The sequence below is a fragment of the Chryseobacterium limigenitum genome, from assembly GCF_900114875.1.
Classification (GTDB): domain Bacteria; phylum Bacteroidota; class Bacteroidia; order Flavobacteriales; family Weeksellaceae; genus Chryseobacterium; species Chryseobacterium limigenitum.
On the sequence record NZ_FPKW01000015.1, the window covers coordinates 59,155 to 78,176 of the forward strand.

Below are 19,022 nucleotides of genomic sequence, written 5' to 3' on the forward strand. Positions count from 1 at the left end.
GACAATGGAAAACAAGGAACAAAATACTCAAAATATAGCGCCACAAACGGTTCAGGCTCCTGAAAAACCAAGTACTGCTCAAAAAAAGAGAGAAAATAAAAAGAATAAAATAAGAGCCATTATTTCAAACACGATCGTCTTTTTACTGATCGGTTTCGGATTGTTCTGGCTGGTACGGGAATATTTCCATATTGGAGATAAAACGTATACCGAGTCGGCTCAGGTAGAGGAATTTATCAACCCAATCAATACGAGAGTTTCGGCATATATTAAAGAAATTAAATTCATTGAGCATCAACCCGTAAAAAAAGGAGATACGCTGGCTATTCTGGATGATCGTGAGATTATCACACAATTAGGACAGGCAGAAGCGGCGTATCAAAATGCTTTGGCGCAACGTTCGGCGACTTCTTCATCAGTAAATACCGTTTCCAATAACGTAAGTGTAATGGAATCTAATATTGCCGGAGCAAAAGCGAGACTTTGGAATGCCGAACAGAATTTAAACAGATATAAAAATCTTTTAACTGCAGAAGCGGTAACAAGACAACAATACGATCAGGTAAAAACGGAATATGATGCTCAAAAAGCAGCATATGAAACATTTGTTAATCAAAAACAATCTGCCAATCTTTCAACGACGGAAGTTAAGAGTAAATTAGGAATCAATGATGCTGAGATCAAAAGAACAAAAGCAGCTTTGGATATGGCTAAGATCAACCTTTCTTATACCGTAATTACCGCGCCTTACGATGGCGTGATGGGAAGAAGAACGATTTCAGAAGGACAATTAATTCAACCGGGTCAGCAAGTTGCAACGATAGTTTTAAATGGTCAAAAATGGGTAACCGCCAACTTTTTGGAAAGTCAGATGCCTAATATCAAGATTGGAGAGAAAATGATGATGACGGCAGATGCTTTGGGCGGACAAAAATTTGAAGGAACTGTAACGGCAGTTTCTGCAGCAACGGGTTCAAGATATTCAAGTGTACCGACGGATAATTCTACCGGAAACTTTATTAAAGTTCAGCAAAGAATTCCTGTAAGAATCGAGTTTACGAATTCTAATAAAAAAGAAGATATCGCTAAACTGAGCGCGGGAATGAATATGAATATCAGTATTAATCAATAGTCAATTGTGAAAAGTGAATATGTCAATTTGAATAGGAAAATTCACAATTGATTTATTGACAATTCACAATCAAAATAATTAATTATTAAAATGTATAACAAAGGACTATATCACAATTGGGTACCAAAACCCATACAGCTTTTGCTGATTGTATTGCTGCTTGCTGTGGTGATGCCGCTAGGTGGTGTTTACACAGGAAATATCAGTTATGTAGTGAGCGGTACCGGTGCGATGACCGAATATTTCATGTGGGCAAATTATGCTACAACGATTGGAATGGGAGCGTGTATGCCTATTGTGATGAGAATGAAAATGAGGTTTAAAGTTCGTGATAAAATGATTGTTTTATTGGTTCTTTTAGGCTTGTTAAGCTATCTGAATGCGACTACTTTTAATCCGATGATCTTCATTTTTACCTCATTAATTATCGGTTTTTTAAAAATGATGGTTACAATAGAATTGTTCTTACCATTAATGGTGATGATTGGTAACAGAGGAATGTTTTACGGAGCATTTTATACGTTTGTTTTAGTGATGAACCAAGTGGTAGCTTATTATGCGGTAGAAGTTTCTATTCAATATAATTGGAAGCAATTCTATATTTTAATCTCTGTTTTCTGTTTTATTTTGGCTCTTGTACATTGGATTTTTATGCATGATAAATATTTTGCGTTAAAAGTTCCGTTACATTATATTGACTGGTTAAGTATTTTACTTTTCATTTCAACATTCATGTTTTCTGCGTATGTTTTCTCTTTTGGGAAACAGCAGGATTGGCTGAATTCAAAAAATATTATCAATGCTAGCATAGGAGCTTTTGTAAGTTTTGCATCGTTGGTATTGAGACAATTAACATTAAAAAGACCTTATTTATCTTTCACTATATTTTCAAAAAATAATGTTCAGCACGGTTTATTTATGTTGCTGTGTCTGGGAATGTTTTTAGGAACAACCTCTATTCAAAATACATTTGCCGTCGGCGTGTTGGGCTATGACCAATTAACGAATGCGAGATTAAATTTATTAATGATTCCCGGACTGGTTTTAGCGGGAGCAACAGCTATATTTTGGTTTAAAAAAGAAATTCCATTGAAAATGTTCATCTTTTCTGGCTTTTCAGCGATGATGGGCTATGTGATTATTATGTACTTTTCGATGGTCTTAGAATTCAGTTATGACGGATGGTATCTGCCGATGTTCCTGAAAGGATATGGAATGGGTTCACTTTTCATCTCAGTCTGGTTTTACACATTGGATAAACTAGAGCTAGACGACATGCTAGCCGCCATCGGATTGGTATTGGTATGGAGAACATTTTTTGCAGTAGGACTCTTTTCGGCTTTGTATTCTTGGTTTCAATATCAGTTTCAGGTTGTTGCCATTGGAGACTTAGCAGTTTATATGGATGGAATGACCATTACGCCTCAAAATGTAGCAGCCAATATGAAAACGATACAATTAAATGCAATAATTGCTGCCAATAAAAAGATATTCGGATATGTAATTCTTGCCGGTTTTGGAGTTTTGGTTTACATTATAACGCATCATTTTGGAAGAGAACAATTTACCTATGTCCGATTCGTAAGAATGTTGAGCGGAAAATCGGTGATCGCAAGAAGAAGATTAAGAGAACGGAAAAGATTAATAGAAGATATAAAAGATGCAGCCGGACCTACGATATAACGATACCTTGTTTTTCATTTGTAAAACTCCATTTTATCATAAGATGGGGTTTTACTTTTTTAATGATTAAATCAAAAAAGGTGTAATAAAAATCTGTTAGGTTTAGATTTATTGATATTGCAAGGTTATTAAAATAAAAGGTTGTTCCAAAATATTTGAAACAACCTTTTTAAGTTATATATTTTTAATCTTAATTTCTCAAAAACTGCCCAATTCCCGTTGAATCAAATGTGAAAGTATTTTGATTTTCAGCTTTATCTAATTTTTTACTGATCGTTAATGCCCACAAAACTAATTCTTTACAGAAATTTTGATCTTCAATACTTAATTCTGAAGTATTCTCTTCAACAACGTCTACCAAAGGAGCGATGCTGTTGAGTTTGCTGTTGAATTCTTCGTCTGTATCTGTATAATTAAGTTCAAAATGGTTTTTGTTGAACCATTTAATTAAATCAGTGTATGGGTTTTTAATTCCGTCTTTTTCCAGTTTAGAAATGCGTGGGAAAATATTTTCAAATTGTATCATGACTGCTTTGTCAATCAGTATTTTAGCTACATAATCTGCACCTTCCTGCTCGCCTTCGTATACAAGCTCAATTTTTCCTGTAATTGACGGAATAATCGACATGAAATCGAGCAAGCGAACCGTAGTTTTGTCAGCGTCTGATTCAATTAAACGTAATTTTGCTGCAGCTACTAAATTTTCCATTGCACTGATAGTAAGTCTTGCACTTACGCCACTTTTGGCATCAACATATTCGCTGTCACGGGCTACAAAAGCAACCTGTTCCAAAAGATCTTTCGCTAAACTGGGAATCTGTATCTGTGATTGATCTTGAGTTGAAATGGCAGCTTCCTGTTCGGTAATTTGTCGGGCAAGAGCAATTGTTTTTGGATAATGAGTGAAAATTTGTGACCCAATTCTGTCTTTCAAAGGAGTAACAATGCTTCCACGATTGGTGTAATCTTCCGGATTTGCCGTAAAAACAAACTGAATATCAAGAGGCATTCTCAATTGAAATCCGCGGATCTGAATATCACCTTCCTGCAAAATATTAAATAAAGAAACCTGAATTCTAGCCTGTAAATCGGGCAATTCATTCAATACAAATATAGAACGGTTGGCGCGGGGAATCATTCCGTAATGTAAAACACGTTCATCGGAATAAGGCAGTTTTAAAGTTGCTGCTTTGATGGGATCGATATCACCAATTAAATCCGCAACATTTACATCCGGAGTCGCCAGTTTTTCAAAGAAACGGTTGGAGCGGTGTACCCATGAAATGGGAGTTTCATCACCAAGTTCTGCAATAAGATCTCTTGAATATTTTGAAATCGGATGAAATGGACTGTCATTAATTTCAGATCCTTTTACGATCGGCATATATTCGTCAAGAAGATTGACCATGCTTCTTGCAATTCTGGTTTTTGCCTGTCCGCGTAGACCTAATAAATTAATATGATGTCCAGCAAGAATAGCTTTCTTCAATTGTGGAACCACAGAATCTTCATAACCCCAAAGTCCTTCAAATACAGGTTCTTTAGCTTTAATTTTTGCAATTAAATTAGCCTGAATTTCTTCATTGATTGTTTTATCTACGTATCCTGAATTTTTTAATTCTTTGAATGTAATATCGTTTTTCATTTTAAATTTTATTATTTCTGAGGGTTGGATGGAGGAGGGCTTAATTTTGATAGTTGAGGTTTTGGGTATAATATTTAATGTTTATTTTTGATTTTTTATTTCCCCGGGTTTTACCCGAGGCTATTATTATTGAACCACTTCGTGGTTCGGTGTATATTTTATTAACTTCTAACCTCCAACTTCCAGCCTTTTACTTAAATTCTCTTTATTCTGTTTTTTTCGTAATCTTCAAAAATCATTTCGCCCAAACCGGAGAGGCCTGTTAAAAAGGCTTTTCCTTGATTTTGAGCAGTAAATGCATTGACAAACTGACGAAGATAGGGATCTTGTGCAATCATAAACGTGGTGATCGGAATTTTAAGTTTCCTTGCTTCTGCTGCTTTGTTGAGACATTTGTTGACAATTTTTTCATCCAAACCGACACTATTCATGTAAAACTCTCCCGTAGGAAGCTTGATACAACTTGGTTTTCCATCGGTGATCATGAAAATTTGTTTATTGGTATTTCTTTTTCTGCGAAGAATATCCATTGCCAATTCTAACCCGGCAACAGTGTTGGTATGATAAGGTCCGACTTGTAAATAGGGCAGATCTTTGATTTTGATCGGCCAGGCTTCATTTCCAAAAACAATAATATCGATGGAGTCTTTTGGATATTTTCGTTTGATTAACTCCACTAATGCCATGGCTACTTTTTTGGCGGGTGTGATACGATCTTCGCCATATAAAATCATAGAGTGGCTGATATCGATCATCAGCACAGTACTCATTTGCGCTTTATGTTTGGTTTCCTCAACAATAAGATCATCCTCTGTCAGTCGTAAGTCTGAAATTCCGTTGTTGATCTGAGCATTTTTTAGACTTTCGGTCATATTCACCAATGAAAGATCGTCTCCATATTGGAAATTACGGTTTTCACCATCCCGTTCATCTCCGACGCCTGTTTTTGTGGTGCGATGATTTCCTACGCCGCTTTTTTTGAGTTTTCCGAAGATTTGATCTAAGGCATACTCGCGCAAAGCAGCTTCAAGTTTGGCGGTCAGTATATTTTTACCTTTTCCTGATCCTGAATTGCCGTCTTTAGAATCTTCTTCCTCTTTGATGTATCCGCGTTTTTTTAAGTCTGCTTCAAAATCTTCAAGAGTATATTCATCATTGAAAATATTATATTCTTTATCAAGCATATCGAGCCAGTCAAAGGCTTCCTCAATATCACCCGAAGTATGCGTCAGCAAATCCTTGAAAACATCAAATACCCGATCAAAAGGCGATATATCTTCCGGAATATGTTTACTGAAAGTATATCCTTTTTGATAATTAAAATCTTTATTTGTCATAAGATGTTGATGCTGTTTAAAACACTACAAGTTATGGAAATATTTTTGCAAGATTAGGGTTGGGAAAATAGAAAATAGTAATGATGGTGATAGAAATAGGAACAGTATGTATGCCAATCAAATTAGATTTGTTTGTAAAGTTTTTTGCGTTATTTTATTATTACCTAATTCAACTTTCTTTTCCAAAACCCTTATCTTTGCTTCATTAAAATAAGACATGAAAGATTTAATGGGTAAAGCGATCTGGGATTATTTTCACAACGAAAATCCCGAAGATCTGCAAACTGAAACTTCAATTTCCGAACTGGATGAACTTCCGGTGGAATATCTTTTCAGAGACTTTGAAGAGATGAATGATATCGAACAAAAAGCGTTGGAATTATCTCAGGGAAAAGTTCTGGACATTGGAGCGGGAGCGGGTTCACATTCATTATATCTTCAGAATGAAAGAAATCTTGATGTGTTAGCTTTGGATATTTCTCCAAAATCTGTTGAGGTTTGTAAACTGAGAGGAATCAAAAACGCAGTTTATGAAAACATACTTAATTTTTCAGATCATACTTTCGACACGATCCTATTATTAATGAACGGAACCGGGATTTTTGAAAGTCTTGAGAAAATTGATATTTATCTTAAAAAACTTCATTCTTTATTGAACCAAAACGGTCAGATTCTCATCGACAGCACTGATATTTTGTACATGTTCGACAAAGATTATGATGGTGGAGTTTATATTCCCGCAGGAGGGTATTACGGTGAGTTAGATTATATTGTTCATTACAAAGGTGAATCGGAAAACCCGATAAAATGGCTGTATCTTGACTTTTTTACCCTACAAAATGCCGCTGAAAACAATGGTTTCAATATTGAAAAAGTAATGCAGGATGAAGATTCTTATTTAGCAAAATTGACTAAGAAATAGTTTTTTAATAAAGTGAAAACAGAGATGCTTCGACTTCGCTCAGCATGACATCTCTAATACTAAACGGTATTTTGTAGCATCGTCATGCTGAGCGAAGTCGAAGCATCTCTATAATTTAAACAAAACTAGAAAACAAAAAAGACGCATAAAATCTATGCGTCTTTCTTTATCTAAAATATTGAAGATTATCCTATCTCAATACCGTTTTCTACATGAGAATCATCTGGAGTTACGAAAGATAATTTTCCGTCTGGTTTTGTCGTTAATAACAACATTCCCTGAGATTCAATTCCTCTGATTTTTCTTGGAGCAAGGTTTAATAAGATCATTACCTGCTTTCCGATAACTTCTTCCGGAGTGAAACTTTCTGCAATCCCGGAAACAACTGTTCTTACGTCAACACCAGTGTCAACAGTCAGTTTTAATAATTTATCAGCTTTCTCAACTTTTTCAGCTTCAATAATAGTAGCTGTTCTTAAATCGATTTTCGTGAAATCATCAAAAGTTATTTCCTCTTTCATAGGATTTGCGTTAGGGTTTGTTTTTTTATTGTTTTGTTTGGTATTCTCTAATTTTTGAATCTGAGCTTCGATTACATCATCTTCAATTTTTGAGAAAAGAAGTGATGACTCGTTGATTTTATGGCCTGTTTCAATTAAAACATTTTTAGTTTCAACATCACTCCAGTTTGATTTTTCAACGTTAAACATATTCAATAATTTCTCGGAACTAAAAGGCATAAATGGTTCACACAATTGAGCTAAAGCAACAGCAATCTGAGCTCCGACAAATAATGATTGTGCAGCCTTTTCAGGATTATCTTTGATGGTTTTCCAAGGTTCTTCTGTTTGAAGATATTGATTTCCGAAACGTGCCAGATTCATTAAAGCCGTTAAAGAATTTCTGAATTCATAATTTTCTAAGAATGCTGAAATTTCTTTGGCTGATTTATTGATTTCCTGTAACTCAGAAGCGTTTACATCTCCTTGAGGAACGATTCCATCATAATATTTATGAATAAGAACGGCAACTCTATTGATGAAATTTCCGAAAATTCCAACTAATTCAGAATTATTTTTAGTCTGAAAATCTTTCCAAGTAAAATTATTATCCTTCGTTTCAGGAGCAGAAGAAAGCAAAGCATATCTTAATACATCTTGCTGTCCCGGGAAATCCTGAACATATTCATGAGCCCAAACAGCCCAGTTTCTTGACGTTGAAATTTTATCGTTTTCAAGATTCAAGAATTCAAAAGCAGGAACGTTGGTTGGCATAATATAATCTCCGTGAGCCTTCATCATCGCAGGGAAAATAATACAGTGGAACACAATATTATCCTTTCCGATAAAGTGAACTAAATCACTGTTTTCGTTCTGCCAGTAATCTTTCCAGTCTTTTCCGTTTTTCGCTGCCCATTCTTTGGTGAAAGAAATGTATCCAATAGGCGCATCAAACCAAACATACAATACTTTTCCGTCTGCATTTGGAAGCGGAACAGGAACTCCCCAGTTTAGATCTCTGGTCATGGCACGAGGTTTTAACCCATCGTTTAACCAGGATTTAACCTGTCCGTAAACGTTAGGCTTCCAATCGTCTTTGTGACCTTCAATAATCCATTCGTTAAGGAAATCTTCATATTCATTTAATGGAAGATACCAGTTCTTAGTTTCTTTAAGAATCGGAACATTTCCGCTCAACATTGATTTTGGATTAATCAGTTCTGATGGAGAAAGGGTAGAACCACATCTCTCACACTGATCTCCGTACGCATTTTCGTTTCCACAATTAGGGCAAGTTCCAACGATATATCTGTCGGCCAAAAATTCATTAGCCTGTTCATCAAAATACTGTTCAGAAACTTCTTCTGTAAATTTCCCTTTTTCATAAAGAACTTTGAAGAAATCCTGACTTGTGTCATGATGATTTTTAGATGTTGTTCTGGAGTATTCATCAAAAGAGATCCCAAGATCTGAGAACGATTTTTTGATGATCTCGTGGTATTTGTCTACAATATCTTGTGGAGTAACTCCTTCTTTTTTTGCTCTGATGGTGATAGGAATTCCGTGCTCATCTGAACCACAGATAAACGCGACATCTTTTCCTGATCTTCTCTGAAATCTTGCGTAAACATCCGCAGGAATATAAACACCTGCCAAATGTCCTATATGAACCGGTCCGTTTGCATAAGGCAAAGCTGCCGTAATCATCTTTCTGTTTGACATTTATAGTAAAATTTTATCTGCAAAGATACGGATTATCTCTCAGAAACTCTTGCTAGTCTCTGTTTAAAAAGCTTTAAAATTGTTTGTGAAGCTTGGAATGTTACATTTAGTTAAACTAATGTTTAACTTTTTGTTAACCTTAGCGTATTATTATGTTCTGCATAATTTATCGTAAATAAATGAAAAACAGATAATTGGTTTAAAATGATCAATAAATATACATAATTTTATCTTAATTTTCATTAAATTTATGATAATTCTATTTTTTTTATAAATTGCAAGCCTGACTAAGAGTTAAAATTATTATAAAAACAAACTATATAAAAAAAACAATATTGTGAAAAATTTTACAACGGTATTAAAAATTGCGCCTGCTTTTCTCTTGGCAAGTACAATGATACATGCACAAACAAAAGACTCTACCACTAAGGAGAAAAAAATAGAGGAAGTTGTGCTGATTGGATATGGGAAACAGAAGAAAACGGATTTAACAGGATCAATCACTTCTCTATCAACAGCCGATTTTAATAAAGGTGCTGTATCAACAGCAGAAGGACTTATTAATGGTCGTGCTGCCGGAGTGGTAATTACCCAATCTGGAACACCAGGAAGTGAACCAATCATAAGAGTAAGAGGCGGTTCTTCTTTAAATGCAAGTAATGAGCCTTTATTGGTTGTTGATGGTTTACCTTTAGATGGAGTTTCTTTATCTACTATCAACCCAAATGATATAGAATCTTTTTCAATATTAAAAGATGCGGCTTCTACTGCAATCTATGGATCTAGAGGATCTAATGGAGTTTTATTAATTACTACCAAAAAAGGAGGAAAAAGATTAAGAGTTTCATTAAACGCATTTACCACAGTAAATACTTTAGCGAAAAAAATTAAAGTGTATAACGGTGATGAGTTTAGAACTTTAATTAATCAGTTTGTTCCAAATAAAGTAGCCCAATTGGGCACTGCTAATACAGATTGGCAAGACGAAATTTTTAAAACTTCTGTAACGAATGATATTAACGCTTCTGTTTCTGGAAGTTTGTTTGGAAAAGTACCAACTCGTTTCTCTGTAGATCATTTAGAGAATAGTGGATTATTAATTACCTCCGGTTTCCAAAGAACAACAGGAAATATAGCAATTAGCCCTAGTTTTTTTGATGATCATTTGAAATTTAATATTACAGGTACTTATTCTTATACTTTTAAAAATAATGCAGATGAAGGAGCTATTGGTAATGCACTTTCTATGAATCCTACACAATCAGTTTATGATGATAATTCTATCTACGGAGATGGTTATTACGAAAACAGATTGGGTAATTTTAATTCTACTACAGGAACTTATAATCCTAATGGAGTTTCGAATCCTGTAGCACAGTTAAGAAATAAGCATGATATTCAAAATTTCAAAAGATTTTTTGGAAATGTAAATATGGAATATAAATTTCATTTTTTACCAGAATTGAAGTTAGTTGCTAATGCAGGTTTGGATAGTAAAGAATTAGATGGTCACGTAACGACCAATAAATATTCTAGAAACGGATATTATTCTGTTAAAAATACTTTTGCCTATTATGGATCGGAATCTTTCTCTGGAGAAAGCCTGTTGAATAAAAACGCTAACGTACAGTTGAATTACGGTAAAACTTTTGGTCAATTCAATTTCGATGTAATGGGAGGTTATGAATATCAAAACTACCATAAAACAAGCTTTGCAAGTGGCAATACATTTTTATATACTTTAGATCCTGTTAATAATTTTTATAATCCGGATTCTAAACCAGATGTTAATTTACAAGCATTTTTTGGGAGGTTAAATTTAGGATATGCCGGTAAATATTTACTTACTGTAAATTATAGAAGAGATGGTTCTTCTCGTTTTAGTAAAGATAACAGATGGGGTAACTTTGGAGGAGTAGCTGCTGCATGGAAAATTTCTGAAGAAAGTTTCTTGAAAGGAAATTCTACATTATCTGATCTAAAACTAAGAGCCAGTGTTGGTAAAACAGGACAGCAAGATATTGGAGATTACAGGTATGATTATTTTAAAACCTATAATGTTTCTTCAACATTATTTTATCAATTTGGAAATACATTTTATCAAATTGCAAAAGCTAATGGATATAATGAAAACCTAAAATGGGAAGAAAGTTTAAAATATAATCTAGGGTTAGATTTTGGATTCGCCAAAAATAGAATAACAGGAACATTAGATTTTTATTTAGCAGATACTAAAGATTTGCTTTCTGTTGTACCGGAAGGTCCTTTAGAAAATTTAAGAATTATTGGCCCTAAAAATATTGGTAGACTACAGTCTAAAGGGATAGAGTTGGGATTGGATATAAAAGCAGTGAAAAAAGAAAACTTTACCCTAAATTTCAATTATAACGCAACCTATAACAATATAAAAATTAAAGAATTAGAGTCAGATAAAATTGATAAAGGAGGTGTCGGTTTAGGAGCATTTATACAAACATTTACAACAGGATATTCTCCTTATGCATTTAATGTGTACCAGCAAGTGTATGACAGCAATGGTAAACCTATAGAAGGAGCTTACGTAGATAGAAATAATGATGGTGAGATAACTTCTGCAGATAAATACATCTATAAAAAGCCACAGGCAGATGTAACAATGGGCTTTATGACCAATGCAACTTTTGGAAAACATATCGATTTCTCTATGGCTTGGAGAGCAAGTATAGGAAATTATGTATATGATCAAATTTCTGCGGATAGAGCTCAATTAGGTAATATTTACAATACGGTAGATGGTACTATTAATAATGCTCCTGTAGATTTTAGTAATACTAACTTTTCGCAAACACGTAAAGAATCAGATTACTACGTAAAAAATGGAAGTTTTGTGAAATTGGATAATGTAACTTTAGGATATACTTTTAATAATTTATTAAAAAACAATGGTTCTATAAGATTTTATACAGGTGTAAATAATGTACTTATTATCACTAAGTATAAAAACATAGATCCAGAGGTTTTTAATGAAGGAAGAGATGGTTCTATTTACCCAAGAGCAAGAATGTTTACTTTAGGGATTAATGCAAACTTTTAAACTTTAGAAAAAATGAAATTAAATATATTAAAATTAAGAAACCTGGCTATTGCTGGCGTATTTCTTTTATCAGTAACTTCTTGTATTAATGATTTGGATGTTAAAGTAAATGATGATGAATTATACACATCTGAACAATTTTATGCCAATCCAGACTCTTACAAACAGTTTTTGGCTAAAATTTATGCTGGTTTAGCGGTAACAGGACAAACTTCTCCTAACGGAAATTCAGATTTAGGATTAGAAGTAGATGGGGGACCTAACGAAGGTTTTTCACAATATATTAGAGGATATTGGCAATTACAAGAATTAACAACTGATGAAGCTATTATTGCTTGGGGAGAATCTGATAATCCTGGGATTAGAGATTTAAACTTCAATACTTGGAATGCAGATAATAAATTCAATGAGGCTTTTTTTGCAAGAATATTTTTCCAAATTGGTTTGGTGAATGAGTTTTTAAGAGAAACTACCGATGAAAAATTATCATCACGAGGAGTTTCGGCAGATTTGAAAGCCCAAATAAAAACTTTCCGTGCAGAAGCAAGATTTTTAAGAGCCTTATCTTACTATCACGCCATAGATATTTATGGCAAAATTCCTTTTGCGACAGAGAGTGACGTTATTGGTTCTGGTGCAATACCATCAGCACAATCAAGAGAATATGTTTTCAATTATATACTTGGAGAGTTGAATGATATAGATGGAGATTTAGCAGCTGCAAAAACTAATGAGTATGGTAGAGCAGATAAAGCTGCTGCCTGGATGCTGAAAGCCAAACTATACCAAAATGCAAAAGTATATACTGGTACAGATAGAAGTACGGAAGCTTTAACCGAAATCACAAAAGTAATTGGTTCACCATATAAAATAGCAACAATACCTTATGCTGATTTATTTAAAGCCGATAACAATGTCAATGGAGCACAAGACGAAGCTATTTTCCCTATTACTTTCGATGGTATTAAAACAAAAACTTACGGAGGAACTACTTTTTTGATCCACGCAAGTTGTACTAATGCAGTCGGCGCTACATTAGGTGTAGATGCAGGTTGGGCAGGTTTTAGAGCTCGCCAAGAATTTATTCAATCTATAGGAACAGACACTAGAGTAATGAAAGTAGCTGGAAGTACAGATCCTGCATCTATTTCAGATTATGCTAAATTTGAAGAAGGTACAAAATTGATTAAATTTTCTAATAAAAAAGCAAGCGGTGCAAGCGGAAGTGATGGTACTTTTGCAGATGCAGATTTTGCTTTATTCAGAATGGGAGATGCTTATTTGATGTATGCAGAATTAGCAATTGTTAATGGAAAAGGGAGTACAGGTACAGCTTTAGGATATATCAATACTTTAAGAACAAGAGGTGGTGCTACAAACATCACAATGTCTGATATTAATGCTCTTACTACAACAGACGCTAAAGAAATGTTTATTTTGAACGAAAGAGCTAAAGAATTATATTGGGAAGGCACAAGAAGACAGGATTTAATTAGATTAAATCATTACGTATCCGGCTACACTTGGCAATGGAAAGGAGGGATCCAAAATGGAAATTCCATCGCACCTACCAGAACTTTATTCCCTATTCCGAATAAATATTTGAATATTAATTCTAACCTATCTCAAAACCCAGGTTATTAATTTTAAAAAAATTACAATAATGAAAAATATAATAAAATTCCTTTTCGCAGCCGTAGCTATTATGATGGTTTGGTCTTGCGAAAAAGATGAAGATCAAGCTGTTTTATCTTTAAAATCCGAGCCTACACTTAAAGCAAGTGCAACTGCATTGTCTTTAACGAGTGCAAATGCAAATAACAATGCAATTAATTTCACTATTACTCCTGCGGAATATACACCTGCGGTAGAAACTACCAATGTGTTACAATTTGCAGTTACTGGCACTAGCTTTTCCCCACTAAAAGAAGCAGGTTTAAGTAGTGGAGTATTATCTAAATCTTATACTGTAATAGAATTTAATGCTTTAATGTTGAGCCTTGGATTACCAACTGGTGTTGCTTCTAATGTAGATGTAAGATTAAAAACTACTGTAGGAAAAGGAATCCCTGTTTATTCGGCAGTACAAAAAATTTCTGTAAATCCTTATGCATTGATTTCTTATATCTATGCTCCGGGTAAATATCAGGGATGGGATCCTGGTACAGCAAATACTCTTATGTCTCCTACTTCAAATGGTATTTATATTGGTTACATTAAATTTCTAGCAACTGCAGATAATGGACTTTCATTCAAAATTACTCCACAGAAAAACTGGGATAATTCTTACGGAACAAATAGCCAGTTTTCATCAGGAGTAAATACAATTCCTATTTTGTATAATACAGGTGGTGATATTGTAGCACCTGGTCTTGGTTACTATCAAGCTACAGTAGACACGAATGCTAATACTTTGAAGATGATCCCGTATCAAATGAGTTTAATAGGATCTGCAACACCTGGTGGTGACTGGAGCACAGATATAGATATGGTTTGGGATAATACTCAGTTGAAATGGACGGCTACAGCTACCTTTTTAGCTGGAGAGTTTAAATTCAGGCTCAATCATGACTGGAGTCAGCCAAATTGGGGTGGCTCTGGCGGAAATGCTTCAACCTCTGGAGGTAATTTAGCGATTTCAGCAGGTCAGCATACGATTACTTTCGATCCGTATGCACTTACTTATACTATAAATTAGTAACTATAAATTCTTTAAAACTGTTGCTTTACAGCAGCAGTTTTTTTATTTTTAAAGCTTATAATAATCAATATGAAGAAAATTACAGTTGGGGCGTTTTTGCTGTCAATGATGTTTGTGGGAGTGAATGCACAATCTTTAAAATCGCCGGACGGAAAGTTTGAAATGAACTTTCAGCTTAAGCAGGGAGTGCCTTATTATAATCTGAAATTCAACGGCAATGTAGTAGTTGAAGATTCTAAATTAGGATTAAGATTATTTAAAGATACTTCGATAAAATTTGCCTCGGAGATTGCAAAGCCTGAAGATGCAAAATTCGATCTTAACAATGGTTTTACAAAAACAGACGAAAAAAGAGATTCTAAAAATGAAACCTGGCAGCCTGTTCTTGGTGAAAAGAAAAACTATATCAATAACTATAACGAATTGGCAGTTACGCTTAATCAGGCGTCGGCAGACAGAAGTATTGTTGTAAAATTCAGATTGTTTAATGATGGTTTGGGATTCAGATATGAGTTTCCGCAGCAGAAAAACCTAAACTATTTTACCATTCGTGAGGAAGACTCTGAAATCGATTTCCCAACAGACATGAAAGCCTGGTGGATGGTTGCAGATTACGATTCTCAGGAATACCAATATCAGGAAACGAAAATTTCTGAAATTCCGGCAAGATGGGACAAGGCTTTTGATGCCAATGCCTCTCAGGCTTTAGTTAAAAATGCGGTTCAGTCTCCATTAATGCTGAAAAAAGAAGGGAAAGATCCTTTATATATCAACGTTGCGGAAGCTGCGGTTTTAGATTATCCGGCTTCACATTTGGAGGTTGATGCTCAGAATTTTAAATTTAAAACTCACCTTACTGCAGACAGACAGGGAGCAAAAGGATATATTCAGACACCTTCTGTTACGCCTTGGAGAACAATTATTGTTTCGCCAAAAGCAGAAGAAGTGATGGCTTCAAAAATGATTTTTAATCTTAATGAGCCAACAAAATATACAGATACATCTTACATTCATCCAACAAAATATATGGGCGTTTGGTGGGAAATGATTATCGGGAAATCTCAGTGGGCATATGCTGAACCTGAGTCAAATGTTCGTATCGGACAAACCGATTTTTCAAAATTAACTCCAAGCGGAAAACACGCTGCCAACAATACAAAAGTTAAAGAATATATCGATTTCGCAGCAGAAAACGGTTTCAAAGGTCTATTAATTGAAGGTTGGAATATCGGTTGGGAAGACTGGTTCGGTCATTCAAAAGAATTTGTTTTCGATTTTATCACGCCTTATCCGGATTTTGATATTAAAATGTTGAATGAATATGCTCATTCAAAAGGGATTAAGCTAATTATGCACCACGAAACTTCTGGCTCTGCCACGAACTACGAAAGATGGGCAGACAAAGCTTTCCAATTAATGAATAAATACGGTTATGATGCTGTGAAAACAGGTTATGTAGGAGATATTATTCCAAGAGGAGAGCATCATTATTCTCAATGGACGATCAACCATTTCTACAGAATTGCTGAAAAAGCAAACGAGTATAAAATCATGGTGAATTCTCACGAATCTGTGCGTCCGACGGGGGAGAGCCGTACGTATCCGAACTACATTTCAGCAGAAGCCGCTCGTGGAACGGAATATGAAGCATTTGGAGGAAATAATCCGGATCACCAGACAATTTTACCTTTTACAAGATGGATGGGAGGTTCTATGGACTATACGCCGGGAATTTTTCAGACAAAATTAGATTATTATTTCCCTGGAGATAAGCGTTTTGTGAAAACTACATTGGCAAAACAGTTGGCTTTATATGTTACAATGTACATGCCTCTTCAAATGGCGGCCGATTTACCTGAAAACTACAAAAAGCACATGGATGCTTTCCAGTTTATCAAAGATGTAGCAGCAGATTGGGATGATACGAAAATCTTATCGGCAGAACCGGGAGACTATGTAATTACTGCCAGAAAAGCTAAAGGTACTGGAAATTGGTTCGTTGGCGGAATCACCGATGAAAACAAGCGTGAGTATACTGTAGATTTTTCTTTCTTGGATAAAGGTCAGAAGTATGAAGCTATAATCTATGAAGACGGAAAAGATGCAGATTATATCAACAATCCTCAAAGCTATAATATCTACAAAAAAGAAATTACAAGCAAGTCTAAAATTAATTTTAAAATGGTAAGAAGCGGAGGTTTTGCAGTTTCCATTAAGCCTGTAAAATAATTTTAATATTTGTATTATCAATAGGAGTGGGCTAAAAGCCACTTTTTATAACGATATATGAAACGGCTTTAGCCAAAAATTTATAAAACCTTACAGATAAAGATTTTCTGTGAGGTTTTTAAATCAAAATACAATTCCAATGAAAAAATTATATTCAATCATCGCTCTTTCAACGGCGGTTATCGCCTTTTCCCAAAAACCTTTAGATAAAGTAGAACCCGCTTTCTGGTGGAAAGGAATGAAAAATCCTGAACTTCAGATCTTAGTCTACGGAAAAGATATTGCCAACAATGAAATCGAGCTTTCAGACGGTGTTCAGGTTAAAAATATTCAGAAAGTTGAAAATCCGAACTATATTTTTGTGACGGTTAATACCAATGAAATCAACGTTCCGAAATTTAAGATCAATATTAAAAACAGCAAAAAAAATATTGGATCTTACACTTATGAGTTAAAAGAAAGAATGCCAAACTCTGCCAACAGAGAATCTTTTACGTCAAAAGATGTGATGTATCTAATCATGCCTGATCGTTTTGCAAATGGCGATGAAAGAAATGATTCAAGTCCGAATTTGACGGAAAAAGCTAACAGAAACCTTCCAAATGGCCGCCATGGCGGAGATTTACGAGGAATTATCAACAATCTTGATTATATCCAGAATCTTGGTGCAACTTCAGTTTGGTTAACTCCGGTGAATGAGGACAATGAAAAGGTTTATTCATATCACGGTTATGCCCAGACCGATTTATATAAAATCGATGGACGCTATGGCACCAATGAAGAATACAAAGAACTTTCCCAAAAATTAAATAAAAGAAATATGATGCTGGTGATGGATTACGTCACCAATCACTGGGGAATTTCGCATTGGATGATCAAAGATCTGCCCACGAAAGACTGGATTCACTTGTTTAATGATGGTGAAAATGGTTTCAAACGTTCCAATTACAAAACAACAACTCAATTCGATACAAATGCCTCTGAAGTTGATAAAAAAGTAGCATTAGACGGTTGGTTTGATACGACGATGCCTGATATTAATCAAAAAAATCCTTTAGTTTTAAGATATTTAACACAAAATGCAATTTGGTGGATAGAATATGCTGAATTAGGTGGTTTTCGTGTAGATACTTATCCTTACAACGATAAGGAAGCGATGGCAAAATGGGCAAAAGCGATCACTGACGAATATCCAAAATTCAATATTGTCGGAGAAACTTGGCTGAATACCGCGGCCTATATTTCAGCTTGGCAAAAGGGTTCAAAAACAGGGGAAGCTGCAAATTATAACTCAAATCTTCCGTCTGTGATGGATTTTATGCTGTACGGCGATATGCCAAAAGCTTTGAAGGAAAAAGAAGGCTGGGATACAGGAATGAACAGAATTTACAACAGTTTAGCAAGCGATTTCCTTTATCCGGATATCAATAATGTCATGGTTTTCTTTGAAAATCACGATACAGAAAGATGGAATGAGATTTTTAATGATGATCCGAAAGCGTACAAATTGGGATTAACCTTAATTTCAACCGTTCGTGGAATTCCACAAATTTACTACGGCTCCGAAGTCGGAATGCGTGGCGACAAAAATAAAGGCGGCGATGCAGATATCCGAAGAGATTTTCCGGGAGGATGGAAATCAGACAAACAAAATGCTTTCCAGACTTCTGCTCAAACGCCTGAACAAAAAGAATTTTATGACTTTACTCAAAAATTACTGAACTGGAGAAAAGGAAAAGAAGTAATCCATTCCGGAAAAACTAAAAACTTCGTTCCTCAGAATAATGTTTTTGTATATTTTAGATATAATGAAAAAGAAAGTGTGATGGTGGTTTTAAATAATAACGAAAAAGAAGAAACATTAGATTTAAAACATTTTGAAGAGTCTTTAAACGGTTTTTCAAAAGGTAAAGATGTGATTTCTGATAAGGAAGTTTCATTACAAAATAGCTTAACGATACCTGCAAAAACTTCAATGATTATTGAATTAAAATAAAACACTAATAGCACAAAAAATTTCACAAATTATTTAATGTCATTCGTGAAAAAATTAGAGCTATTTGTGTTTAAAAAAAAGA

General features: G+C 34.6%; 11 protein-coding genes. 8 read left to right on the forward strand and 3 right to left on the reverse strand.

The annotated features are described in order from the left end of the window. The first annotated feature begins 4 nt into the window (after positions 1 to 4). Positions 5 to 1,132 carry an HlyD family secretion protein gene (locus BT156_RS16180; protein WP_072411611.1) on the forward strand — a complete coding sequence of 376 codons (1,128 nt, stop codon included), beginning with the start codon at positions 5 to 7 and terminating at the stop codon, positions 1,130 to 1,132. A 90-nt stretch (positions 1,133 to 1,222) separates the two neighbouring features. Next, on the forward strand, positions 1,223 to 2,815 hold the full coding sequence (locus tag BT156_RS16185; RefSeq protein ID WP_072411612.1) for an MFS transporter: 1,593 nt from the start codon (positions 1,223 to 1,225) through the stop codon (positions 2,813 to 2,815). Between the two features lie 190 nt (positions 2,816 to 3,005). Here the strand turns inward: BT156_RS16185 and BT156_RS16190 are convergent, their stop codons facing one another. Together BT156_RS16190 and BT156_RS16195 are read right to left on the reverse strand one after the other, a co-directional pair. Continuing rightward, on the reverse strand, positions 3,006 to 4,460 hold the full coding sequence (locus BT156_RS16190) for a sigma 54-interacting transcriptional regulator (protein WP_072411614.1): 1,455 nt from the start codon (positions 4,458 to 4,460) through the stop codon (positions 3,006 to 3,008). Positions 4,461 to 4,654: 194 nt separating this feature from the next. Continuing rightward, positions 4,655 to 5,797 (reverse strand): vWA domain-containing protein, encoded by a 1,143-nt coding sequence (locus BT156_RS16195; protein ID WP_072411616.1) that lies wholly within the window; start codon positions 5,795 to 5,797, stop codon positions 4,655 to 4,657. A gap of 217 nt (positions 5,798 to 6,014) precedes the next feature. On the opposite strand from BT156_RS16195, the gene BT156_RS16200 reads away from it, so the two are divergent. Continuing rightward, the gene (locus BT156_RS16200; protein ID WP_072411618.1) at positions 6,015 to 6,719 is read left to right on the forward strand and encodes a class I SAM-dependent methyltransferase; all 705 of its coding nucleotides are present in this window, start codon (positions 6,015 to 6,017) and stop codon (positions 6,717 to 6,719) included. A 185-nt stretch (positions 6,720 to 6,904) separates the two neighbouring features. On the opposite strand, the gene metG is transcribed toward BT156_RS16200, so the two are convergent. Further along, positions 6,905 to 8,941, reverse strand: a complete 2,037-nt coding sequence (gene metG, locus BT156_RS16205) for a methionine--tRNA ligase (protein WP_072411620.1) — start codon at positions 8,939 to 8,941, stop codon at positions 6,905 to 6,907. 337 nt (positions 8,942 to 9,278) lie between these two features. On the opposite strand from metG, the gene BT156_RS16210 reads away from it, so the two are divergent. The 5 genes from BT156_RS16210 (at position 9,279) to BT156_RS16230 (ending at position 18,940) form a co-directional block, all read left to right on the forward strand. Then, complete coding sequence (locus tag BT156_RS16210) at positions 9,279 to 12,014, forward strand: SusC/RagA family TonB-linked outer membrane protein (RefSeq protein ID WP_072411622.1); 2,736 nt, start codon at positions 9,279 to 9,281, stop codon at positions 12,012 to 12,014. Between the two features lie 12 nt (positions 12,015 to 12,026). After that, entirely contained in the window at positions 12,027 to 13,658 is a 1,632-nt protein-coding gene (locus tag BT156_RS16215; RefSeq protein WP_072411624.1) for a RagB/SusD family nutrient uptake outer membrane protein, read from the forward strand. Positions 13,659 to 13,677: 19 nt separating this feature from the next. Beyond that, positions 13,678 to 14,712, forward strand: coding sequence for a SusE domain-containing protein (locus BT156_RS16220; protein ID WP_072411626.1), 1,035 nt, complete (start codon positions 13,678 to 13,680; stop codon positions 14,710 to 14,712). A gap of 72 nt (positions 14,713 to 14,784) precedes the next feature. Beyond that, positions 14,785 to 16,944, forward strand: coding sequence for a glycoside hydrolase family 97 protein (locus tag BT156_RS16225; RefSeq protein ID WP_072411628.1), 2,160 nt, complete (start codon positions 14,785 to 14,787; stop codon positions 16,942 to 16,944). A gap of 139 nt (positions 16,945 to 17,083) precedes the next feature. Then, a complete protein-coding gene (locus BT156_RS16230) occupies positions 17,084 to 18,940 on the forward strand; it encodes a glycoside hydrolase family 13 protein (RefSeq protein WP_072411630.1) in 1,857 nt (618 codons plus the stop codon). Positions 18,941 to 19,022 lie beyond the last annotated feature (82 nt).